Below are 21,864 nucleotides of genomic sequence, written 5' to 3' on the forward strand. Positions count from 1 at the left end.
CAGGATGCCCAGTCGTATAAAGGATTATCTGATACTGCTGACCGCGGGTTTATGCCTGAGCACCTCAGTGCACGCGGCACAGACTGCGAGTGAGCATTACACCCTGCTCAGTCGTTCAATGACCGGACACATGGAAGTCCAGCTGGATAAATCGCAACAACAATGGCTTAACAACAAGCGTGAACTGATTCTGGGCACCTCTGCCCCCGACTATCCTCCTTTCGACCTGACCATCAGTGGCCACGACTATGAAGGCTTCACCGCTGATTACGCGGGCATCCTGGGCAAGGCCACCGGTTTGCCAGTCAAGGTCCAGCGCTACCCTTCCCGGGGAGACGCGATCGAGGCATTGGAAAAAGGCGAGGTCGACATGCTCGGTAGCGCCAATGGTTTTGAAGCCCGCAATGCCGACATTGTACTGTCCACACCCTATGCCGTGGATCAACCGGTTCTGGTGACGCGAGAAGGAGAAACCAGATCCCTGAGCGATGGCCTCGCCGGGCTGCGGCTGAGCATGGTGTATCACTATTTACCGCTGGACGAAGTCAAGGCCCTGTACCCGAAAGCGATCATCACTTCCTACCCCTCCTACCAGAATGCAATCAATGCGGTGGCTTTCGACCAGGCCGATGTTTTTCTTGGCGACACCATTTCCACCCATTACATGATCAACAAGGGGTATCTGAACAACATCCGCATGGCCAACTTCGGTAAACACGAAGCCCACGGTTTCAGCTTTGCCGTGCATAGGGACAACCCGGATCTGCTCGGGATCATAAACGCAATCCTCAAAGCGACCCCTGGCAGTGAGCGAGAAAACATTGCCAAACGCTGGAGTGCGGGCAGTGACATGCTTCTCACCGATCAAAAACTGCAACTCACCGACCGCGAAGAACGCTGGCTGGCGCAACATCCAGTCGTCCGGGTCGTGGTCAACGAGGCATTGGCACCGCTGACTTTTTTCGACAGCAACGGCAACTTTCGGGGCGTCTCCGCCGACTTGCTCGAGCTGATCAGATTGCGCACCGGTTTGCGCTTCGAAATCCATCGCAGCCGCAACGATGACGAGATGATCGAGCAGGTCAACAGCCATCAGGCCGACCTGATCGCCGCTCTGCTCCCAAGCGCGCAACGTGAAACGATGCTGAATTTCAGCCGCCCTTATCTGGAAAACTCCGTTGTCCTGCTGACGCGCAAAGCGGCTGGCAGCCCGTCAAACCTAACGCAGCTGAAGGACCAGCGCCTGGCCATCGCCCAAGGCAATCCGATAGTGGATTACCTGCGCCGCGAGTTCCCGCGAATCCATCTGATCGAAACACCGGACACCTTCAGTGCCGTGGAACTGCTCGCCGAAGGTCAGGCTGAAGGTGCAGTGAGCTCATTGGTGATCGCCAACTATTTCATCTCATCGCGAATTTTCGAGCACACACTCCAAATCAGCACCACCATTGGCACCCGGCAAGCCGCGTTCTCCCTGGCAACCGGACGCGACGCCAAAGAGCTGGGCTCGATCCTCGACAAGGCACTGCTGAGCATCGCGCCGGAAGAGCTGGGCATTATCAACAGCCGCTGGCGCGGCTACTCGTCCGCCTCGCAAAGTACCTGGCGCAACTATCACCGGGTGTTCTATCAGATCGTGCTCGGTATCGGCGTGCTGCTGCTGATTTCCGTGACCTGGAATGCTTACATGCGTCGCCAAATCAATCAGCGGCTGGCCGCCGAACTCGCCCTGAACGACCAACTCGAATTCATGCGATCGCTGGTCAACGGAACACCTCATCCCATCTACGTGCGTGATCGCCAGGGTTTGCTGCAAAGCTGCAACGACAGTTACCTGGAGACCTTCTGCGCCAGACGCGAAGACGTGATGGGCAAAAACGTCATGCAGGGCAGCATGAGCAACTCATTTGAAGCGCACAAATATCAGGCCGATTACCAACGCGTCGTGGCCGAAGGGACGCCGTTGATTCTCGACCGGCCATTGCATATCGGAGACCGCACGCTGACGATTTATCACTGGATACTTCCCTACCGGGACTCCAGCGGTGAAGTACAAGGCATTATTGGCGGCTGGATCGACATCAGCGAGCGCCGACAACTGCTCGATGACCTGCGTGCCGCGAAAGAGCGTGCTGATGAAGCCAACCGCGCCAAAAGCACCTTCCTGGCGACCATGAGTCATGAAATCCGCACCCCGATGAACGCAATCATCGGCATGCTCGAACTGACCCTCAAGCGTATCGATCACAGCCATCCGGATCGCCCGGCCATTGACGTGGCCTACCACTCGGCGAAAGACCTGCTGAACCTGATCGGGGACATTCTTGATATTGCGCGAATTGAATCCGGGCGCCTGAGTCTAAGCCCGGAACGTGTCAACTTGAGAGAAACCGTGGCATCAGTGGTGCGGATCTTCGACGGACTGGCCCGCCAGAAAAATCTTGGCCTGCGGCTGGACTTCAACCCTGCCGAACCACCCACCGATGTAATGCTGGACCCGATGCGCTTCAAGCAGGTGCTGTCCAACCTGGTGAGCAACGCCATCAAGTTCACCGAACAGGGTCAGGTCCGGATTGTGGTCGAGCTGCATCCGACCGACGAACCCGAGCGGATGTTGCTGCAGCTGCAGGTTCAGGACAGCGGGATCGGGATCAGTGAACAGGATCAACAGCGTTTGTTCGAGCCTTTTGCCCAGGCCGACAATGCCGGGCACTCCGTCAGAGGCGGCGCGGGACTGGGACTGGTGATCAGCCGCAGTCTGTGCGAGATGATGGGCGGCAACCTGCAATTGAGCAGCCAGGCCGGTAGCGGCACTCAGGTTCAGGTCTCGCTGAACCTTGCAACGCTGCCACCCGAGCGGGTGACGAAAACTGCCGAACCGCCTATCCATACAACCGTGGCTGTGCTGAACGTCCTGGTGGTCGACGACCATCCCGCCAATCGCTTGCTCATGTGCCAGCAACTGGAGTTCCTGGGGCATCGCTCCAGCGTCGCAACGGATGGCGAAGCAGGGTTGAAAGCCTGGAAGGACGAGGTGTTCGATCTGGTGATTGTCGATTGCAACATGCCGATCATGGATGGATACGAGCTGGCTCGCACCATTCGCCAACACGAACAACAAACCCAGTGCCGGCCTTGTACCGTGCTGGGGTTCACCGCCAATGCACAGCCGGAAGAAATCCAACGCTGCAAAGACGCGGGAATGGACGACTGCCTGTTCAAACCCCTCAGCCTGACTTCCTTGAGTCAATGGGTTGGAGGCGTTGCGCCAATGGTCCGCGCCCCGGCTTTCAGCCTTGCAGGGCTGCATCTGTTAACGGGTGGCAGCCCGACACTGGACCAGCGATTGTTGTCCGAACTGCTGAACAGCAATCGTCTGGACCGGCAAGAATTACTGGCGTTGTCCCCCTCGGAGGACCGGCAGTCATTCATCGATGTTGCCCACAAAATCAAGGGTGCTGCGCGAATCGTCCAGGCCTGCCGATTGATCGACAGCTGTGAGGCGCTCGAAAATGCTTGTCACGAAGTGTTCCACCCTGACGAAGTCGCCAATTGCACCAAGGCCATGGAGCGCGCCATGCTCGAACTGGAGCAGGCATTGCAACAACAAATAGGCCACAACGACAAAAGCAGAATAATGGAGCCTTAACTATGCTTGGACGCTGAGCAGTGTGTTAACCATCATGGAGAGACCCGCAATGCCCAGCCCACTGCGCCCGGATCAACGCCGGTTCCCCCTGCACATCCATATCAGTGTGATGTTCACCTTCCTGTTATTGCTGACCGGCGTGGTGCTGGGCATTTTCAATTACGGCCAAACCACGCAGATCATTCTGTCCAGCAGTGAAAAGCTCTTCAACCGCATCGAGCAGGATGTCCGCCTGGACCTGCAAGGCACCTACGAACCGATTCGCCATCTGCTCAGCCTCCTAGCAGACTACCCGGCGACCCGGGCACCGAATCTGGAGCAGCGACTGGCGTTGCTTCAACCCTTCAGTCAATCGCTCAAGGACAACCCCAACCTGGCATCGTTGTACCTGGGCTACGGCAACGGCGACTTTTTCATGGTTCGCCCCCTGCGGACCACAGCCCTGAGAACCGCAATGAAAGCCCCGGACACGGCGGCGTTTCAAGTCTGGAGCATCGAGCACAACGGCAGCAGTGGTCAGATCCGCTCCCAATCCCTGTTTTTTGATCAGTCCCTGACACTCATCCGCCGTCAGGACAATCCCGACGAAACCTACGATCCCCGTACCCGCGCCTGGTTCACCAGTGCGCGGGTTGACGTGGACCAGATCACCACCGAGCCCTATGTTTTTTTCTCCACTCACAACGTCGGTACCACCCTGGCCCGGCGCAGCGGTGAGAATGCGGTAATCGGCGCCGACCTGACACTGGCGGAATTGTCGGCCACCTTGGCCAAACATGTGGTGACGCCCCATACCGAAATCGTGCTGTTCGATGCCCAAGGCAACGCGATCGCCTACCCCGACAGCAGCAAGCTGATCATCGACGACCAGACCGCTCGCCTGAACAAGGCGGCCGACCTGAGCCCCGGCCTCGGTGCCCTGCTCACCCATCCTCCCGCCGGCAATCGTCTGGACGCTGCCGGTCGTCAATGGATCGTGGCGCGCAGCAGCATGACGGAGGGCGGACCCCAGGGCCTGCATTTGGCGTTGCTGGTGCCAGAGGACGAATTGCTCGCCGATGCCTACCGCATGCGTTGGCAAGGCGCGCTGATTACCCTGGCGACATTGCTGCTGTGCCTGCCCGTGGGATGGTTGACCTCAAGAGTCCTGGTCAAGCCGCTGCGCACGCTGGTGCAGGAAGCTGACGCGATTCGCAGTTTCAACTTCAACTTTCCGCTCAGTCGGCGCTCGCCGGTGCTCGAAGTTGATCAACTGAGCATGTCGATGGCGCGGATGAAGGACACCCTGGGCAGTTTTTTCCAGATCACCGATAGCCTGAGCGCCGAGACGCGCTTCGCGCCGTTGCTGCAGCGGGTGTTGTTTGAAACCGTGAAGATCGGCCAGGCCCAGGCCGGTCTGATTTACCTGCGCGAACGTGACAGCGATCGCATGGAGCCCCAAGGCCTGGTCATCAATGGCACGTCACAGGCATTGCCGTCGTTCGGTGTTCAAGGACACGAACTCCAGGACCCGCAGAGTCCTCAGTGGTTGCAGCAGTTGTCGAACGCCGACAATGTCGTCACCAATCTGGGTTTCGAACAGGCGGGGGATTTGCAGAAAGTAATGCTCGCGCTGGAATGCCCCAGGGTTCATCTGATCGGTATCCGGTTACACAATCGGCACAACGAAACCGTGGGCCTGCTGATCCTGCTATTGGCCGATAGTGGCACACAAAGCGACCTGGAAAAACTTCGCCCGGACCGCATCGCGTTTCTCCAGGCTGTTTCCGGCGCGGCCGCCGTGAGCATTGAGAGCCAGCGCCTGCAAGCCAGGCAGAAACAACTGCTGGACGCCTTCATTCAACTGCTGGCCGGTGCGATCGATGCCAAGAGCCCCTACACCGGCGGTCACTGCCAGCGAGTGCCGGAGCTGACCCTGATGCTTGCCCAGGCCGCTGCCGCCAGTCAGGCTCCGGCCTTCAGCGACTACCAACCCACCGAAGACGAGTGGGAAGCACTGCACATTGCGGCCTGGCTGCACGACTGCGGAAAGGTCACGACGCCTGAATACGTGGTCGATAAAGCCACCAAGCTTGAGACCCTGAACGACCGCATACATGAAATCCGCACCCGTTTCGAAGTCCTCAAGCGCGATGCCTGGATCAACTATTGGCAGGCCATCGCCCTGGGCGGTGACGAGCAGCACCTGGCCGAATTGCGCAATGCCAACCTGGCCGGGCTGGATGATGATTTCGCCTTCGTCGCCCGCTGCAATCTGGGCGCAGAGGCCATGGCCGAGGCCGATCTGCAACGTCTGCGCAGCATTGCCATGCGCAACTGGACCCGAACCCTGGACGATCGACTCGGCGTGTCCTGGGAAGAAAACCGCCGCCAGGCACAAACCCCGGCGCCGACCTTGCCAGTCAGCGAGCCGCTGTTGGCGGATAAGCCCGAGCACTTGTTCGAACGCGCCGAAAGCGAGCTGATCCCGGAAGACAACCCCTGGGGTTTCAAGCTCGATGTACCACACTACAAGTACAACCGGGGCGAACTCTACAACCTGAGCATCGCCCGTGGCACGCTGACCCGCGAGGAGCGTTACATCATCAATCACCACATGGTGCAGACGATCCTGATGCTCAGCCACCTGCCCTTCCCTGGCCACCTCAACAACGTCGCGGAAATCGCCGGCGGCCATCACGAGAAAATGGACGGCACCGGTTATCCCAAACAGTTGAAACGCGAAGAAATGAGCCTGCCGGCAAGGATGATGGCGATTGCCGATATTTTCGAGGCGCTGACCGCCGCCGATCGCCCCTACAAGAAGGCTAAAACCTTGAGTGAAGCGCTGGGCATCATGGCCACCATGTGCCGTGACGCCCATATCGATCCGGAGTTGTTCAGCCTGTTCATCAACGCCGGAATCTATTTGCAGTACGCCGACCGATTCCTTGATCCACGACAGATCGATGCAGTAGACCCGTCAAGCCTGCTGGCCAAGGCCGGCTTGAGGACGTGATCAGCAATCGGTCAGACGCAGGAAAATCGCCGCCAGTTGCTCGATACCGGCCTGATCGTCAGCGGTAAACCGCGCCAGGCTCGGACTGTCGAGGTCCAGCACGCCGATCAGGCGGCCGTCCTTGACCAGCGGCACAACCAGCTCACTGTTCGATGCGCTGTCGCAAGCAATGTGCCCGGGGAACGCGTGAACGTCTTCGACAAGCTGGGTCTGCAAGGTTGCCGCCGCCGTCCCACACACGCCGCGACCGAACGGAATGCGTACGCAGGCGATTTGCCCCTGAAACGGGCCGAGCACCAGTTCTTCGTTGCGATTGAGGTAGAAACCGGCCCAGTTCAGGTCGTCGAGCTGGCTGTACAGGAACGCCGAAAACTGTGCGGCGTTGGCAATGAAGTCACGCTCGTCCGCCAGTAACGACTCCAACTGAGCCCATAACATGCCGTAACCGTCCAGGCCTTGGCCGCTCTTCTGTAAATCGATCATGCTTTGTTCTCCAACAGCTTCAGCCCCACCCAATAGCGGGCAAATTGATACGCGCAGCGTCCATTGCGATTGCCTCGGCCGGTAGCCCAGCGCACGGCGAGGATGTCCAGCTCTTCATTACGCTGCCACTCAAGGCCGGATTTTTCGGCCAATTGACCGATCCAGTGCTCGACGACGTCAAGGAAGTGCTCTTGAGTAAACGGATAGAACGACAGCCACAATCCAAAACGGTCCGACAGCGCGATCTTGTCTTCCACCGCCTCGCTGGGATGCAGTTCGCCGTCGACCCTTTTCCAGTTTTCGTTATCGCTTTCCTTCTCCGGCACCAAGTGGCGACGGTTGGAGGTGGCGTAGAGCAAAACGTTATCCGGCGCCTGTTCCAGAGAACCGTCGAGCACGCTCTTGAGCACGCGATAGTCGCCTTCGCCCGATTCAAACGACAGGTCATCGCAGAACAGCACGAAACGCTGAGGCAGCCTGGCGATCTGTTCGACCACGCGCGGCAGGTCCGCCAAGTGATCGCGCTCGATCTCGATCAGCCGCAGGCCGGCCTTGCCATGCTCGGACAGCAAGGCGCGCACCAGCGACGACTTGCCGGTGCCGCGCGAGCCCCAGAGCAGTGCGTGGTTGGCGGGCATGCCATCGAGGAACTGCTGGGTATTGCGCCCCAGTTGCTCCACTTGCCGGTCGACCCCGATCAGGTCGGTCAACCGCGTGTCGAGGCTGACATGCAGCGGCAGCAGAAAACCGCTGCGGCCCTCGCGTTGCCAGCGCGCAGCCAGGCATTGCGTCCAGTCGATGGCTTGCCGATGTGCAGGCAAGAGCGGCTCGATACGGGCCAGGACGGCATCGGCGCGGTCAAGAAAAGCATTCAATCGGGAATCCACGTCTTCTCCTCGGGCACGTTCACAGTGATGATGGCATTACAGCGACGAAACACAGCGTTCGGTATCCGGTTCATCCCTTGTTGCACAAGGGCTCGCGAGAACATCGGTATCCATGCATGATCGACTATGCTTGAGCAGCGAAGGGAAACGGAAGTGGTTCAACACCCCATGGATATCAAATTCACCCACCGGCTGTCATACAAGCAAGCCAGGTTGACTGTGCTGGTCGGTTTTATTCTGGGCACGCTGCTCAGTCTGCTGCAAATCGGCATCGATTATGCCAGCGAAGATGCCTCCATCAACCGCGAAATACTGTCTTTGCTGGAAATCAGCCATAACCCTGCATCCCGCATCGCCTACAACATCGACGCCGAACTCGCTCAGGAACTGACGATGGGCCTGTTGCGCTCACCGGCGATCGTCGGCGGGCAACTGACTGACAACAACGGTACCGTTCTGGCCAGCGTCAAACGTCCGACCCAGCAAAACAATTACCGGATGATCAGCGACTTCCTGTTCGGCGCAAACCGCCAGTTTGAAGACCGCCTCTACCTCGACCACTTGCCGGACGAATCCCTCGGGACCTTGCGACTGGAGGTCGATACCTACGCCTACGGCAGCCGCTTCCTGCGCCGGGCCGAGGTGACGCTGCTCAACGGCTTCGCTCGCAGCCTGCTCCTGACCGGCATCCTGTTGGCGCTTTTCTACGTGATGCTGACGAAACCGCTGGTGCGGGTTATCCGCGAACTCAGCGGACGCGATCCGCGCAGCGCGGAACCGACCTGGCTGGAATACCCGAACGGGCATAAAAACGATGAAATCGGTGTACTGGTCAAAGTTGCCAACCAGCAATTCGAGAACATCGCCACCGAAATCCAGCAGCGACGCAACGCCGAAAACCGCCTGACCGATTACCTCGGGCAACTGGAAAATATCGTCTCGGCGCGCACCGCGGAACTCAAGGCGATCAACGCCCGACTCAGCCAATCCAACCAGGAACTGGAAGTCGCGCGCAGCACCGCCCTCGATATGGCCGAAGCACGCTCGGTGTTCCTGGCCAATATGAGCCATGAAATCCGCACGCCGCTCAACGGCCTGCTGGGCATGATCGCGCTCTCGCTGGACGGCCCGCTCAATGCCGAACAACAGCAACAGCTGTCTATCGCCCACGACTCGGGCAAAGTGCTGGTGGAGCTGCTCAACGATATTCTCGACCTGTCGAAATTCGATGCCGGCCAGCTTGAACTCGAACACATTCCGTTCGACCTTGGGTCGCTGATCGAGGACACCGCCAACCTGCTGTCGCAGAACGCCGCTCCCAGCGTCGAGTTGACTTGCCTGATCGATCCGCACTTTCCTGCGCTGGTGCTGGGGGACCCGACCCGCGTCCGGCAGATCGTCAGCAACCTGTTGTCCAACGCCCTCAAGTTCACCCGTTTCGGTCGGGTCGACGTGCGTCTTTCAACGTTTGAAGATGGCGTCAGAATCGAAGTCTGCGACACCGGTATCGGGATTGCCCAGGATGCTCAGGTCAAAATCTTCCAGCCCTTCACACAGGCCGGTGCCGGCATTACCCGACAATTTGGCGGCACCGGGTTGGGTCTGGCGCTGACCTATAACCTCTGCGAAGCCATGCAGGGGCGCCTGACCATCAGCTCGGAAGCAGGTTTCGGCAGCCAGTTCTGCGCCGACCTGCCGTTACCCTCCCACACCCGGGCCATGCCCCCGCAGCCTTTACCGGGCAAGGTTATCGCGATCACTGCGGCGAACAGTGGCTTGGCGGAGCTATTGAAAAACCTGTTGCCCGGCTGGGGCCTGGACTACCAACAACGCTCCATCGATGACTCGTTTATCGGCCTCGACCCGGATGTGCTGATCACTGACTGTCCCGAATGCCTGTTTGGCCTGCGCCCGACCCTCGACGCCCCTATTCTGCTGGTGACCGCCTACGGCAGCTTCATGCCTAGCGCAGAAGCGAGTGCTCTGGCGCCCCTGCAACAACAGGCACGACCTCTGGCGCGCAATGCGCTTTACCAGACATTGCGTCGGGTGCTGCAACCAGAAAGCAACTTGATCAACGGTGCCCGGGTCGAAGCCCTTACCCCCCAACGGCGCGGACGCGTCCTGCTGGTCGAGGACAACCCGGTCAATCAGTTGGTGGCCAAGGGCATGCTCGGTAAACTCGGTTGCGAGGTGATCGTCGCCGCTCACGGTGCCGAAGCCCTGGATCAGCTCGAGCACAGCGAATTCGATCTGGTGCTGATGGATTGCAATATGCCGGTGATGGATGGCTATGAAGCCAGTCGGCAAATCCGCCGCAGCGGGCGCTGGCCCCAATTGCCCATCGTTGCCTTGACCGCCAACGCCATGTCCGAGGAACGCGAACGCTGCCGTGTGGCGGGCATGAGCGACTACCTGGCCAAGCCCTTTCGTCGTGAAGAACTGGCCGCCTTGCTCGACCTGTGGATACCGACTACGACAGCGCTTTGATTTGCCCCAACAGGTGATCCAGACCGTCGCGCAGATCATTCAGGCGATCCAGATCGACGCCGCTGTCGCACAACAACCGGGCCTTGAGCGGCCCGACCTGATCACGCAAAACCTTGCCGGTGGGCGAAAGACTCAGGTGCACTTCTCGCTCGTCGCGCGCCGATCGCTGGCGCTGCACCAGTTGCAACTGCTCAAGACGCTTGAGCAACGGCGTCAGGGTGCCGGAATCCAGCGCCAGGCGTTCACCCAGTGCCTTGACCGTCGGCTGTTCCGGCGCCGCCTCCTGCCATTCCCACAACACCAGCATCGCCAGGTATTGCGGATAGGTCAGGCCAAGTTGATCCAGCATCGGCTTGTAGGCGCGGATCACCGCCCGAGAAGCGGCGTACAGCTTAAAGCACAGCTGGCTGTCGAGCTTCAGGGAATCGACTGACAAGGTGTTCATTTGAGCAGGGCTTCGATCTCGCGGCTCAGGTCCTGCGGCTTGGTCGCCGGAGCGAAACGCTTGACCAACTGGCCGTCCTTGCCGATCAGGAACTTGGTGAAGTTCCATTTGATGCCTTGGGAACCCAGCACGCCCGGTGCACGTTTTTTCAACTGCACGAACAGCGGATGCGCGCCGGCACCGTTGACATCAATCTTCTTGAACAGCGGGAAGCTGACACCGAAGTTCAACTCGCAGAACTCGGAAATCGCCCCTTCGTTACCCGGCTCCTGCTTGCCGAACTGATTGCAGGGAAAGCCTAGCACCACCAGGCCTTGATCCTTGTAGGTCTGCCACAACGCTTCGAGGCCTTTGTACTGCGGGGTGAAACCGCATTTGCTGGCGGTGTTGACCACCAGCACGGCTTTACCGGCGAAATCGGCGAGGGTCTTTTGTTCACCTTTGATGGTGGTCACCGGGATGGTCAGCAGGTTGTCGCTCATGGCTTGGGCTCGATATATAGGAACAAGCACCAAACATAGCGAGCAATTGAATTGTGTGCAATTTAAATTATTAAACGCTGATCATCTGTAGGAGCGAAGCTTGCTCGCGAAGGCGTCTTAACATTCAACACTCCTGTTGACTGACCCGACGCCTTCGCGAGCAAGCTTCGCTCCTACAGGGCTCGCGTCAGGCGCGTGGCACCAGGTCCAGGCACACCGAGTTGATGCAATAGCGCAGACCGGTCGGCGGCGGGCCATCCGGGAACACGTGACCGAGATGCGCCTCGCACTTGGCGCAGACCACTTCGGTGCGGATCATGCCATGGCTGACGTCACGGATCTCGACCATCGCACTGTCGCCAATCGGCGCGTAGAAGCTCGGCCAGCCGCAGCCAGAGTCGAACTTGGTCTTGGAGTCGAACAGCGGCTCGCTGCAGCAGATGCAGTGGTAAACGCCGTCAGTCTTGGTGTCGTTGTATTTGCCGGAGAACGGCCGTTCGGTGCCCTTGAGACGGCAAACGTTGTGCTGCTCTGGATCGAGCATCGCCTTCCATTCTTCCAGGGTTTTTTCCAACTTTTCCATCGTCACACCTCAGCAGCTGAAAAAGCCCGATCTGTACCTTTTCCACGGATCGGGCGGCACGTATGATTGCGCCTCGTCAAACGCCAGTCTGGCAGCCAGACCACGCGCATTCAAACGGATTTATGGGTGCTGCCTCTCAAGGCGTCAGGCCTGTGTGAATACGCAGGATTCCCAGTACGGTAGTTCATACGCCGCCTGGATCGTTCATTTTCGGGAACACATCGCCATGCAGGTCAGCAAATCGAACAAGCTCGCCAACGTCTGCTACGACATTCGCGGCCCAGTGCTCAAGCACGCCAAGCGCCTGGAAGAGGAAGGTCATCGCATCCTCAAGCTGAACATCGGCAACCCGGCGCCTTTTGGTTTCGAAGCACCGGACGAAATCCTTCAGGATGTGATCCGCAACCTGCCGACCGCTCAGGGCTATAGCGACTCCAAAGGCCTGTTCAGTGCGCGCAAGGCCGTCATGCAGTACTACCAGCAAAAGCAGGTGGAAGGCGTCGGTATTGAAGACATCTACCTGGGCAACGGCGTTTCCGAGCTGATCGTGATGTCGATGCAGGCATTGCTGAACAATGGTGACGAAGTGCTGGTGCCAGCCCCTGACTATCCGCTGTGGACCGCTGCCGTGAGCCTGTCCGGCGGCAACCCGGTGCATTATCTGTGCGACGAGCAGGCCAACTGGTGGCCGGACCTGGCCGACATCAAGGCCAAGATCACCCCGAACACCAAGGCCCTGGTGATCATCAACCCGAACAACCCGACCGGCGCGGTGTACTCGAAAGAGGTGCTGCTGGGCATGCTGGAACTGGCTCGCCAGCACAATCTGGTGGTGTTCTCCGACGAGATCTACGACAAGATCCTGTACGACGACGCGGTGCACATCTGCACCGCGTCCCTGGCGCCGGACCTGCTGTGCCTGACCTTCAACGGTTTGTCCAAGTCCTATCGCGTTGCCGGTTTCCGTTCCGGCTGGATCGCCATTTCCGGCCCGAAACACCACGCCCAGAGCTATATTGAAGGCATCGACATGCTGGCCAACATGCGCCTGTGTGCCAACGTTCCGAGCCAACACGCGATCCAGACCGCACTCGGCGGTTATCAAAGCATCAATGACCTGGTGTTGCCGCAAGGTCGCTTGCTCGAACAGCGCAATCGCACTTGGGAATTGCTCAACGATATTCCGGGCGTGAGCTGCGTCAAGCCGATGGGCGCGCTGTATGCGTTCCCGCGGATCGACCCGAAAGTCTGCCCGATCCACAACGACGAGAAGTTCGTGCTCGACCTGCTGCTCTCCGAGAAGCTGCTGGTGGTACAAGGCACGGCCTTCAACTGGCCTTGGCCGGATCACTTCCGCGTCGTGACATTGCCACGGGTGGATGACCTGGACATGGCCATCGGCCGGATCGGCAACTTCCTCAAATCCTACCGCCAGTAACTGAACTTCACCGTGCGACGCGTGCATTTGTCGCACGGTGATTAATTCAGCAACATATCTTTGCGCCCCGCCAGACATCACTGCGCCTATCGCTGATTGATGCCCTACTTCGTGGCCGCGCCTAACAACCACGGGGCCTGCGACGCGAATTGACTGTCAAACGCTTCCGGCATCCCCGTCGGAAATGCCCTTCAAGCAGCTAGACTGTTGCCGTAGGACACAGTTTGAAATAGTCACTCGGTTGAATAGCCCGGTGCAGCACCTTATATACCCCGCAGTACGCTACATCTTTAGCATGAGGAGATTTGTACAACCATGATGCGCATCCTGCTGTTTTTGGCCACTAACCTGGCGGTCGTGCTGATTGCCAGCATCACCCTGAGCCTTTTCGGCTTCAACGGGTTCATGGCGGCCAACGGGGTTGATCTCAACCTCAATCAGCTGCTGATTTTCTGTGCGGTCTTTGGTTTCGCCGGTTCGCTGTTCTCGCTGTTCATCTCCAAGTGGATGGCGAAGATGAGCACCAGCACCCAAATCATCAGCCAGCCGCGCACACGTCACGAGCAGTGGCTGCTGCAAACCGTTGAGCAACTGTCCCGCGAAGCCGGGATCAAGATGCCCGAAGTCGGGATTTTCCCCGCCTACGAGGCCAACGCGTTCGCCACGGGCTGGAACAAGAACGACGCACTGGTCGCGGTCAGCCAGGGCTTGCTCGAGCGTTTCTCGCCGGATGAAGTGAAAGCCGTTCTTGCCCACGAAATCGGCCACGTGGCCAATGGCGACATGGTCACCCTGGCATTGATCCAAGGCGTGGTGAACACCTTCGTGATGTTCTTCGCGCGGATCATCGGCAACTTTGTCGACAAGGTGATCTTCAAGAACGAAGAAGGCCAGGGCATCGCCTACTACGTGGCGACCATCTTCGCTGAACTGGTCCTGGGTATCCTGGCCAGCTCCATCGTCATGTGGTTCTCGCGCAAACGAGAGTTCCGCGCAGACGAAGCCGGTGCACGCCTGGCAGGTACCAGTGCAATGATTGGCGCCTTGCAACGCCTTCGTGCCGAACAGGGCCTGCCGGTGCACATGCCGGATACGCTGAATGCCTTTGGCATCAACGGTGGCATCAAACAAGGGTTCGCTCGCATGTTCATGAGCCACCCGCCACTGGAAGAGCGTATTGACGCATTGCGTCGTCGGGGCTGAGAGGTTCCGCACTAAAAGAAAAGGCCCGCAGTGAATGCGGGCCTTTTTTTGTGGCCTGATTGATGCGGTGTTCTTTCGGCCCTCATCGCGAGCAAGCTCCCACAGGTCACCGAGTGATCCGAATGGACTGGGCATACTGTGGGAGCGAGCCTGCTCGCGATGGGGCCAGCAAAATCAACACACCTTAATGGCTGGAAACCCGATAAACCCGCTCTTCAAGCCGCGTGACACCACTCTCGACAAACTTCCAGCTATCGCCCAGCACGTCCTGGTCTTCCAGAACCTTCAGTTCCCAGGTCGCCCCGAACAGCCGTTGCACTTCGTCATCCAGCACGGCAAACGGCGGGCCGTCCTTCTGCGCCTGCTCGTAATCCAGGGTAATCAAAAGCCCCAGCGAATCCTTCGGCAGAATCCGCTTGAGATGCTCAGCGTATTGCTCACGCATCGTCGGCGGCAAGGCGATCAACGCCGCGCGGTCGTACAGCGCGCTGCAATCGGCGACATCGCCGGCAGTCAACGCGAAGAAATCACCACACCAGACCTCAATCGAACCCGCCCGGTAGACCGTGAAAGGGCCCTGGTCGCTGACATCCGGGTCAAATTGATGCTCGTGGAAAAAGTCTTCCACAGCCTTTTCCGACAATTCGACGCCCAATACCTCATGACCGCATTTCGCCAGCCACAGCAGGTCCAGGCTTTTCCCACATAGCGGCACCAGTACGCGCGCGCCCTCCTCCAGGCCCAGCTGCGGCCAGTACCGTTGCAGATATGGATTCACTTCCGGCAGGTGAAAGCCGATCTGATTCGACGTCCACCGCTTGTGCCAAAACTCCGGCTGCATAATTAATCCCGAAAATTCGATCAAAAGACCCTAAAACTTATATTAGATTTAGATCAATGATCTGACTGAAGATGCTGCCATCTTACCCCTCAGGAGCTCATTCATGTTCCCCAGCCTGTACATATCCCACGGTTCGCCCATGTTGGCACTGGAACCGGGCGCCAGCGGACCCGCCCTGGCTCGCCTGGCCGCAGAATTGCCGAAACCGAAAGCCATTGTGATTGTGTCTGCGCACTGGGAAAGTAACGAGCTGCTGGTCAGCGGCAATCCCCGGCCTGAAACCTGGCATGACTTCGGCGGCTTTCCCAAGGCCCTGTTCGAGGTGCAATACCCGGCGCCGGGCGATCCACTGCTGGCGGCAGAGGTCGTGGAGTTGTTGAAGGCCGATGGCCTGCCTTCGCGCATTGATGCCAAGCGGCCGTTCGATCATGGGGTCTGGGTGCCATTGTCATTGATGTATCCGCAGGCCGACATCCCGGTGGTGCAAGTCTCGCTGCCCACCCGTGGCGGCCCCGCCCTGCAAACCCGGGTCGGCCATGCTCTGGCCAGCCTGCGCGAACACAGCGTGTTGTTGATCGGTTCTGGCAGCATCACCCACAACCTGCGAGAACTGGACTGGCACGCCGGTCCGGAAAGCGTTGAACCGTGGGCCAGGACGTTTCGCGACTGGATGATTGAAAAACTCGCGGCCAACGATGAAGCCGCGCTGCACGATTATCGTCAGCAGGCGCCGAACGCTGTGCGCAACCATCCCAGCGATGAGCATTTGCTGCCGTTGTACTTTGCTCGCGGGGCTGGGGGGGAGTTCAGCGTTGCCCATCAAAGGTTCACCATGGGGGCGCTGGGGATGGACATCTACCGTTTCGGCTGACCGGTAGACCGAGTCGCTCCCATCGCGAGCAGGCTCGCTCCCACAGTAGATCTTCAGTGAACACAATATCTGTGTATTACAGAGATCCCCTGTGGGAGCGAGCCGGCTCCGGGCGGCGTTCCGACGATGGGGCCCACTCGGTCTCCAGCCCATGCACAAACAGCAGGCCAAAAAAATCCCCGAACCAGTCGGGGATTTTTTATGTTCGATCAATCAGCTCAAGAGCGGATCAATCTTCGCGATAGCGACGCAGCTTCAACTGCTTACCGGCAACGCGAGTGTCCTTCAGTTTGGTCAGCAGACGCTCCAGACCATCTTCCGGCAGCTCGACGAGGCTGAAGCTGTCACGCACCTGGATCCGCCCGATTGCTTCGCGAGCCAGACCACCCTCATTGAGGATAGCGCCCAGCAGGTTCTTGGCAGCGATACCATCACGCGCGCCCAGCGCGGTACGGCAACGAGCACGACCTTCGGCCAATGCAACCGGAGCACGACGCTCGCGATCACCACGGTCCGGACGATCACCGGTACGCTCTGGACGATCGCCACGCGGTGCGTTGTTCGGCACCAGTGGACGTTCTTTCTCGATCGCGGCCAGGGTCAGCGCCTGAGCGTTGGTCGCCTTGCGCAGCAGAGCAGCGGCCAGTGCACGCGGGGTGCAACCGATGTCGGCAGTCAGGCGATCCAGCAGATCACCGTGAGTCGATTCAGCATCAGCCACCAGCGGCGACAGGCTGTTGGTCAGTTTCTTGATGCGGGCATCGAGAACAGCCTGAGCGTCCGGCAGGCGAACTTCGGCAACTTTCTGACCGGTTACACGCTCGATCACTTGCAGCATGCGGCGCTCACGCGGAGTCACCAGCAACAGCGCACGACCTTCGCGACCGGCACGGCCAGTACGGCCGATACGGTGAACGTAGGACTCTGGATCGTACGGCATGTCAACGTTGAACACGTGAGTGATACGCGGAACGTCCAGACCACGAGCAGCAACGTCGGTCGCCACAACGATGTCCAGACGGCCATCCTTGAGGGATTCGATCACGCGCTCACGTTGGTTCTGAGCAATGTCACCGTTCAGCGCAGCGGCTTTGTAGCCTTTAGCTTCCAGGGCACTGGCCAGGTCCAGGGTCGCTTGCTTGGTGCGCACGAACATGATCAGGGCATCGAAGTCTTCCACTTCCAGCAGGCTCAATACAGCCGAGGTCTTCTGGTCAGCGTGAACCAACAGGTGAGCCTGTTCGATCGCGGTAACGGTCTGAGTCTTGGTCTGAATTTTCACGTGTTGCGGATCGCGCAGATGGCGTTCGGCAATGGCACGGATCGACTGCGGCAAGGTAGCCGAGAACAATACGGTCTGACGGGTTGGAGGCAGAGCCTTGAAGATAACTTCGAGGTCGTCCATGAAACCCAGCTTGAGCATTTCGTCCGCTTCGTCGAGAACCAGGTGGTTCACGGTCGACAGGACTTTTTCGTCACGACGCAGGTGGTCGCACAGACGGCCCGGCGTGGCGACAACGATCTGTGCGCCATTACGGATTGCTTTCAGTTGTGGACCCATAGGGGCGCCGCCGTAAACGGCCACAACGGTAACGCCCGGCATTTGCTTGGCGTAGGTTTCGAAAGCGGTTGCTACTTGCAGCGCCAACTCACGGGTTGGCGCCAGGATCAGGGCTTGCGGCTCGCGCTTAGCAGGATCGATGCGATGCAGGATCGGCAGGGCGAACGCGGCGGTTTTACCCGTACCGGTTTGCGCCTGACCAATCATGTCGTGACCGGCCATGATGATCGGGATCGATTGATGCTGAATAGCCGAAGGCTCTTCGTAGCCAGTCGCAATGACGGCTGCAAGAATATTCGGATTAAGATTAAAAGCGGCGAAGCCGCCGGTTTCCTGGGTCATGGGTCTGCCTCTAAGTGCATCCGCAAAGACCCATGCTCCAAAGCTGCGCATGCCGTGTAAGACTCAAGAGTCGCCCTGGCTGCTTTGTCGGCGGGGATTTGCGAAAACGAATGAATGAAAAAGATTCGTCAAGGGAGAGTCCGCTGTGCGGACGTGCAGCCGAAGCTGACTTCGGGAAATTGCGCTACCTAAACGCGGCCCGGTTAAAGGCCGGCGCGCACTATACCGGAATTCGCCCAAAAAGGGAGCATTATTTGTCGGAAAACTGACGTATACACCGTTGTGTCACAGGCTTTGCGGATAATCGTGCAACAGTCTATTTTTCAAAGGCCCGGCCCTGCTGGCGATGGCGCTAAAACGGTTCATCCTTGTGACGCAGACCTTCGGTCTGGCACACCCTTCCCGCCCGAGGAAATGCTCCATGAATCAGCCCGACTCCAGTCGTGTCACCCGTGAAAAACACGGCCATGTCCTGATGATCGGCCTGGATCGGGTGGCCAAGCGCAACGCCTTCGATCTCGACCTGCTCAACGAGCTGAGCCTGGCCTACGGCGAGTTCGAGGCCGACAGCGAGGCGCGGGTGGCGGTGGTGTTTGCTCATGGTGAACATTTCACCGCCGGGCTCGACCTGATCAATGCCAGCGCGGCCCTGGCCGAAGGCTGGCAGGCACCGCCCGGCGGTTGCGATCCGTGGGGCGTGTTTGCCGGCCCCCGGGTGAGCAAACCGGTGATTGTCGCCGCGCAAGGCTACTGCCTGACCATCGGCATCGAGCTGATGCTGGCCGCCGACATCAACCTCTGCGCCAGCAACACCCGGTTTGCCCAGAAGGAAGTGCAGCGCGGGATCTTCCCCTTCGGTGGCGCGACGTTGCGTCTGCATCAAGTCGCCGGCTGGGGCAACGCCATGCGCTGGCTGCTGACCGGCGATGAATTCGATGCTCACGAAGCCTTGCACTTGGGGTTGGTGCAGGAGGTCATGGCCAGCGAGGATCTGCTGCCACGGGCCATTGAGTTGGCTGAGCGGATTGCCCGGCAGGCGCCGCTGGGGGTTCAAGCGACGTTGATGTCTGCGAGGCAGGCACGTTATGAAGGGGAAACAGCCGCGGCGCTGGGGTTGCCGCCGCTGGTGAAGAAGTTGCTGGCGAGTGAGGATGCCAGGGAGGGTGTGCGGTCGATGATCGAGAAGCGGCCGGGAATCTTCAAAGGGATCTAAGTGATGTATCGGCTGTAAGGGCCTCTTCGCGGGCAAGCCTCGCTCCTACGGGATCACGCAAGCCCTGTAGGAGCGAGGCTTGCCCGCGAAGAGGCCCGAAAGAGCAACGACTTATGTCGCCGGGCGGATGGCCTTGATCAACGACTGCAACGAATACCCCAAACGTGGCGCCAGCCCTTCGGCCCGGGCGTTCAAGCCATCCATGTCCAGCTCCTGATCCAGCTCCGAAGGCACGATCAGAATCACATTGCCCTCCTTCACCGGCAGTTCCCAGTAGTGCCGGTGATAGAGCCCGCGAAACAACGCCGCGCCCAACGGCTTGCCGTCGTCGGTGGCCCATTGATTGATCACCAGCCAGCCGCCCGGATTCAGGCGTTTCTGACAGTCTTCCAGAAAACGCCAGGCCAGATGCCCGACACCCGGACCGACATCGGTGTAGAGGTCGACGAAAATCAGGTCCGCCGGTTCAGCGGTATCGAGCAACTCCAGCGCATCGCCAACGCGGATATACAGCCGCGGATCGTCATCCAGCCCAAGGTATTCGATGGCCAGACGCGGTACGTCGGGGCGCAGCTCGATGGCTTCGACATCTTCAAGCGGCAGAAACTTGAGGCACGCCTGGGTCAGCGTCCCGGCGCCGAGGCCGAGAAACAGAGCGCTTTCCGGCTGTTCGTGGCACAGCGCGCCAATCAGCATCGCCCGGGTGTAATCGTACTCGAGCCAGCTCGGGTCAGCGGTGAACACGCAGCTCTGCTCGATGGCATCACCGAATTCGAGAAAACGGTAATCGGCCACCTCCAGCACGCGAATCACGCCGAACTCATCCTGTACCTCGGCGAGCAGATGCTCGACGCGCTCCTCAGTCATTTCGTCTCCTGATCGTCGCCCAGCCCGGCAACGCAACAAACCGCAACATGAAGCGGCAAAGGCGCGATTGTCCGCGAAGCAACGGGAACAGGTCACGCACTAATTTGCTGATAACATGAACGTCCGAGCGTAAAACAACCGAGACCGTGATGAGCCAACCCTGGAGCCCTGACAGCTGGCGCGCCCTGCCGATCCAGCAACAACCCCACTACCCCGACGCGGCGCATTTGCTGCAGGTCGAGCAAACCCTGGCGAGCTATCCGCCCCTGGTGTTTGCCGGTGAGGCCCGGGAGTTGCGCCGTCAGTTTGCCCAGGTCACCCAGGGCCGCGCGTTTCTGTTGCAAGGGGGCGACTGCGCCGAAAGCTTCGCCGAGTTCTCCGCCGCAAAAATTCGCGACACCTTTAAAGTCTTGCTGCAAATGGCAATCGTCATGACCTTCGCCGCAGGCTGCCCGGTGGTCAAGGTCGGGCGCATGGCCGGCCAGTTCGCCAAGCCTCGCTCGGCCAACGATGAAACCATCGATGGCGTGACCCTGCCCGCCTACCGTGGGGACATCGTCAACGGTATCGGCTTCGACGAAAAAAGCCGCGTGCCGGACCCGGAACGTCTGCTGCAGTCCTATCACCAGTCCACCGCCACCCTGAACCTGCTGCGTGCTTTCGCCCAAGGCGGTTTTGCCGACCTGCATCAGGTGCACAAGTGGAACCTGGATTTCATCGCCAACTCGGCACTGGCCGAGAAGTACAGCCACCTGGCCGATCGCATCGATGAAACCCTGGCCTTCATGCGCGCCTGCGGCATGGACACTTCGCCGCAACTGCGCGAAACCAGTTTCTTCACCGCCCACGAAGCGCTGCTGCTCAACTACGAAGAAGCCTTCGTGCGCCGCGACAGCCTGACCAACGATTACTACGATTGCTCGGCGCACATGCTGTGGATCGGCGACCGCACCCGTCAGCTCGACGGCGCTCACGTCGAATTCCTGCGCGGCGTGAATAACCCGATCGGGGTCAAGGTCGGCCCGAGCATGAACCCCGAAGACCTGATTCGCCTGATCGACGTGCTCAACCCGGACAACGACCCGGGCCGCTTGAACCTGATTGCGCGGATGGGTGCGAACAAAGTCGGCGATCACTTGCCGGCGTTGATCCGCGCAGTGCAGCGTGAAGGCAAGCAGGTGCTCTGGAGTTCGGACCCGATGCACGGCAACACCATCAAGGCCAGCAGCGGTTACAAGACCCGCGACTTCGCGCAGATCCTCGGTGAGGTGAAGCAGTTCTTCCAGGTTCACGAAGCGGAAGGCAGTTACGCTGGCGGTATCCACATCGAGATGACCGGGCAGAACGTGACCGAATGCATTGGTGGCGCGCGGCCGATTACTGAAGACGGGTTGTCGGATCGGTATCACACCCATTGCGACCCGCGGATGAATGCTGATCAGTCGCTGGAGTTGGCGTTTCTAATTGCCGAGACGCTGAAGCAGGTCCGCCGTTAAATCGCGTTAAGCCCT

The 21,864-nt window shown here is 59.4% G+C and carries 16 protein-coding genes; 8 read left to right on the forward strand and 8 right to left on the reverse strand.

Going from position 1 to position 21,864, the window contains the following annotated elements; genetic code table 11:
• Positions 1 to 4 precede the first annotated feature (4 nt).
• Both ACYZTM_RS05840 and ACYZTM_RS05845 read left to right on the forward strand, forming a co-directional pair.
• Positions 5 to 3,649, forward strand: coding sequence for a transporter substrate-binding domain-containing protein (locus tag ACYZTM_RS05840; protein WP_461987555.1), 3,645 nt, complete (start codon positions 5 to 7; stop codon positions 3,647 to 3,649).
• A 49-nt stretch (positions 3,650 to 3,698) separates the two neighbouring features.
• Positions 3,699 to 6,647: an HD domain-containing phosphohydrolase gene (locus tag ACYZTM_RS05845; RefSeq protein ID WP_461987557.1), complete on the forward strand. Its 2,949-nt coding sequence runs from the start codon at positions 3,699 to 3,701 to the stop codon at positions 6,645 to 6,647.
• On the opposite strand, the gene ACYZTM_RS05850 is transcribed toward ACYZTM_RS05845, so the two are convergent.
• Positions 6,648 to 7,130 (reverse strand): GAF domain-containing protein, encoded by a 483-nt coding sequence (locus ACYZTM_RS05850; RefSeq protein ID WP_094468350.1) that lies wholly within the window; start codon positions 7,128 to 7,130, stop codon positions 6,648 to 6,650.
• Positions 7,127 to 8,017 carry an ATP-binding protein gene (locus ACYZTM_RS05855; RefSeq protein WP_461987559.1) on the reverse strand — a complete coding sequence of 297 codons (891 nt, stop codon included), beginning with the start codon at positions 8,015 to 8,017 and terminating at the stop codon, positions 7,127 to 7,129. Before ACYZTM_RS05855 ends, ACYZTM_RS05850 begins: the two co-directional genes overlap by 4 nt.
• Positions 8,018 to 8,185: 168 nt before the next feature.
• Here ACYZTM_RS05855 and ACYZTM_RS05860 point away from each other — a divergent pair, with 168 nt between their 5' ends.
• Positions 8,186 to 10,507: a hybrid sensor histidine kinase/response regulator gene (locus ACYZTM_RS05860; RefSeq protein WP_131060054.1), complete on the forward strand. Its 2,322-nt coding sequence runs from the start codon at positions 8,186 to 8,188 to the stop codon at positions 10,505 to 10,507.
• Here ACYZTM_RS05860 and ACYZTM_RS05865 read toward each other — a convergent pair.
• From ACYZTM_RS05865 to msrB, 3 genes are all read right to left on the reverse strand, one after another.
• Positions 10,491 to 10,952 (reverse strand): MarR family winged helix-turn-helix transcriptional regulator, encoded by a 462-nt coding sequence (locus tag ACYZTM_RS05865; RefSeq protein ID WP_131060053.1) that lies wholly within the window; start codon positions 10,950 to 10,952, stop codon positions 10,491 to 10,493. The two genes, ACYZTM_RS05860 and ACYZTM_RS05865, sit on opposite strands and share 17 nt — an antisense overlap.
• Positions 10,949 to 11,434 carry a glutathione peroxidase gene (locus ACYZTM_RS05870; protein WP_131060052.1) on the reverse strand — a complete coding sequence of 162 codons (486 nt, stop codon included), beginning with the start codon at positions 11,432 to 11,434 and terminating at the stop codon, positions 10,949 to 10,951. Before ACYZTM_RS05870 ends, ACYZTM_RS05865 begins: the two co-directional genes overlap by 4 nt.
• Positions 11,435 to 11,621: 187 nt before the next feature.
• The gene (gene msrB / locus ACYZTM_RS05875) at positions 11,622 to 12,017 is read right to left on the reverse strand and encodes a peptide-methionine (R)-S-oxide reductase MsrB (protein ID WP_461987563.1); all 396 of its coding nucleotides are present in this window, start codon (positions 12,015 to 12,017) and stop codon (positions 11,622 to 11,624) included.
• A 226-nt stretch (positions 12,018 to 12,243) separates the two neighbouring features.
• Between msrB and ACYZTM_RS05880 the strand changes: the two genes are divergently transcribed.
• A complete protein-coding gene (locus ACYZTM_RS05880; RefSeq protein ID WP_008030363.1) occupies positions 12,244 to 13,455 on the forward strand; it encodes a pyridoxal phosphate-dependent aminotransferase in 1,212 nt (403 codons plus the stop codon).
• 315 nt (positions 13,456 to 13,770) lie between these two features.
• Positions 13,771 to 14,658 carry a protease HtpX gene (gene htpX, locus ACYZTM_RS05885; RefSeq protein ID WP_059403635.1) on the forward strand — a complete coding sequence of 296 codons (888 nt, stop codon included), beginning with the start codon at positions 13,771 to 13,773 and terminating at the stop codon, positions 14,656 to 14,658.
• Positions 14,659 to 14,842: 184 nt separating this feature from the next.
• Here the strand turns inward: htpX and ACYZTM_RS05890 are convergent, their stop codons facing one another.
• Complete coding sequence (locus tag ACYZTM_RS05890) at positions 14,843 to 15,499, reverse strand: thiopurine S-methyltransferase (protein WP_131060050.1); 657 nt, start codon at positions 15,497 to 15,499, stop codon at positions 14,843 to 14,845.
• Between the two features lie 103 nt (positions 15,500 to 15,602).
• Between ACYZTM_RS05890 and ACYZTM_RS05895 the strand changes: the two genes are divergently transcribed.
• Positions 15,603 to 16,370: a DODA-type extradiol aromatic ring-opening family dioxygenase gene (locus tag ACYZTM_RS05895; protein WP_461987565.1), complete on the forward strand. Its 768-nt coding sequence runs from the start codon at positions 15,603 to 15,605 to the stop codon at positions 16,368 to 16,370.
• A gap of 229 nt (positions 16,371 to 16,599) precedes the next feature.
• On the opposite strand, the gene ACYZTM_RS05900 is transcribed toward ACYZTM_RS05895, so the two are convergent.
• Entirely contained in the window at positions 16,600 to 18,273 is a 1,674-nt protein-coding gene (locus ACYZTM_RS05900) for a DEAD/DEAH box helicase (protein ID WP_131060048.1), read from the reverse strand.
• Between the two features lie 421 nt (positions 18,274 to 18,694).
• Here ACYZTM_RS05900 and ACYZTM_RS05905 point away from each other — a divergent pair, with 421 nt between their 5' ends.
• Positions 18,695 to 19,486, forward strand: coding sequence for a crotonase/enoyl-CoA hydratase family protein (locus ACYZTM_RS05905; RefSeq protein ID WP_461987568.1), 792 nt, complete (start codon positions 18,695 to 18,697; stop codon positions 19,484 to 19,486).
• A 111-nt stretch (positions 19,487 to 19,597) separates the two neighbouring features.
• Here ACYZTM_RS05905 and ACYZTM_RS05910 read toward each other — a convergent pair whose 3' ends face one another.
• Positions 19,598 to 20,353: a spermidine synthase gene (locus ACYZTM_RS05910; protein ID WP_131060046.1), complete on the reverse strand. Its 756-nt coding sequence runs from the start codon at positions 20,351 to 20,353 to the stop codon at positions 19,598 to 19,600.
• A 149-nt stretch (positions 20,354 to 20,502) separates the two neighbouring features.
• Here ACYZTM_RS05910 and ACYZTM_RS05915 point away from each other — a divergent pair, with 149 nt between their 5' ends.
• Positions 20,503 to 21,849, forward strand: coding sequence for a class II 3-deoxy-7-phosphoheptulonate synthase (locus tag ACYZTM_RS05915; RefSeq protein WP_131060045.1), 1,347 nt, complete (start codon positions 20,503 to 20,505; stop codon positions 21,847 to 21,849).
• The last annotated feature ends 15 nt before the right edge of the window (positions 21,850 to 21,864 follow it).

The sequence above is a fragment of the Pseudomonas sp. MDT2-39-1 genome (genome assembly GCF_054898085.1).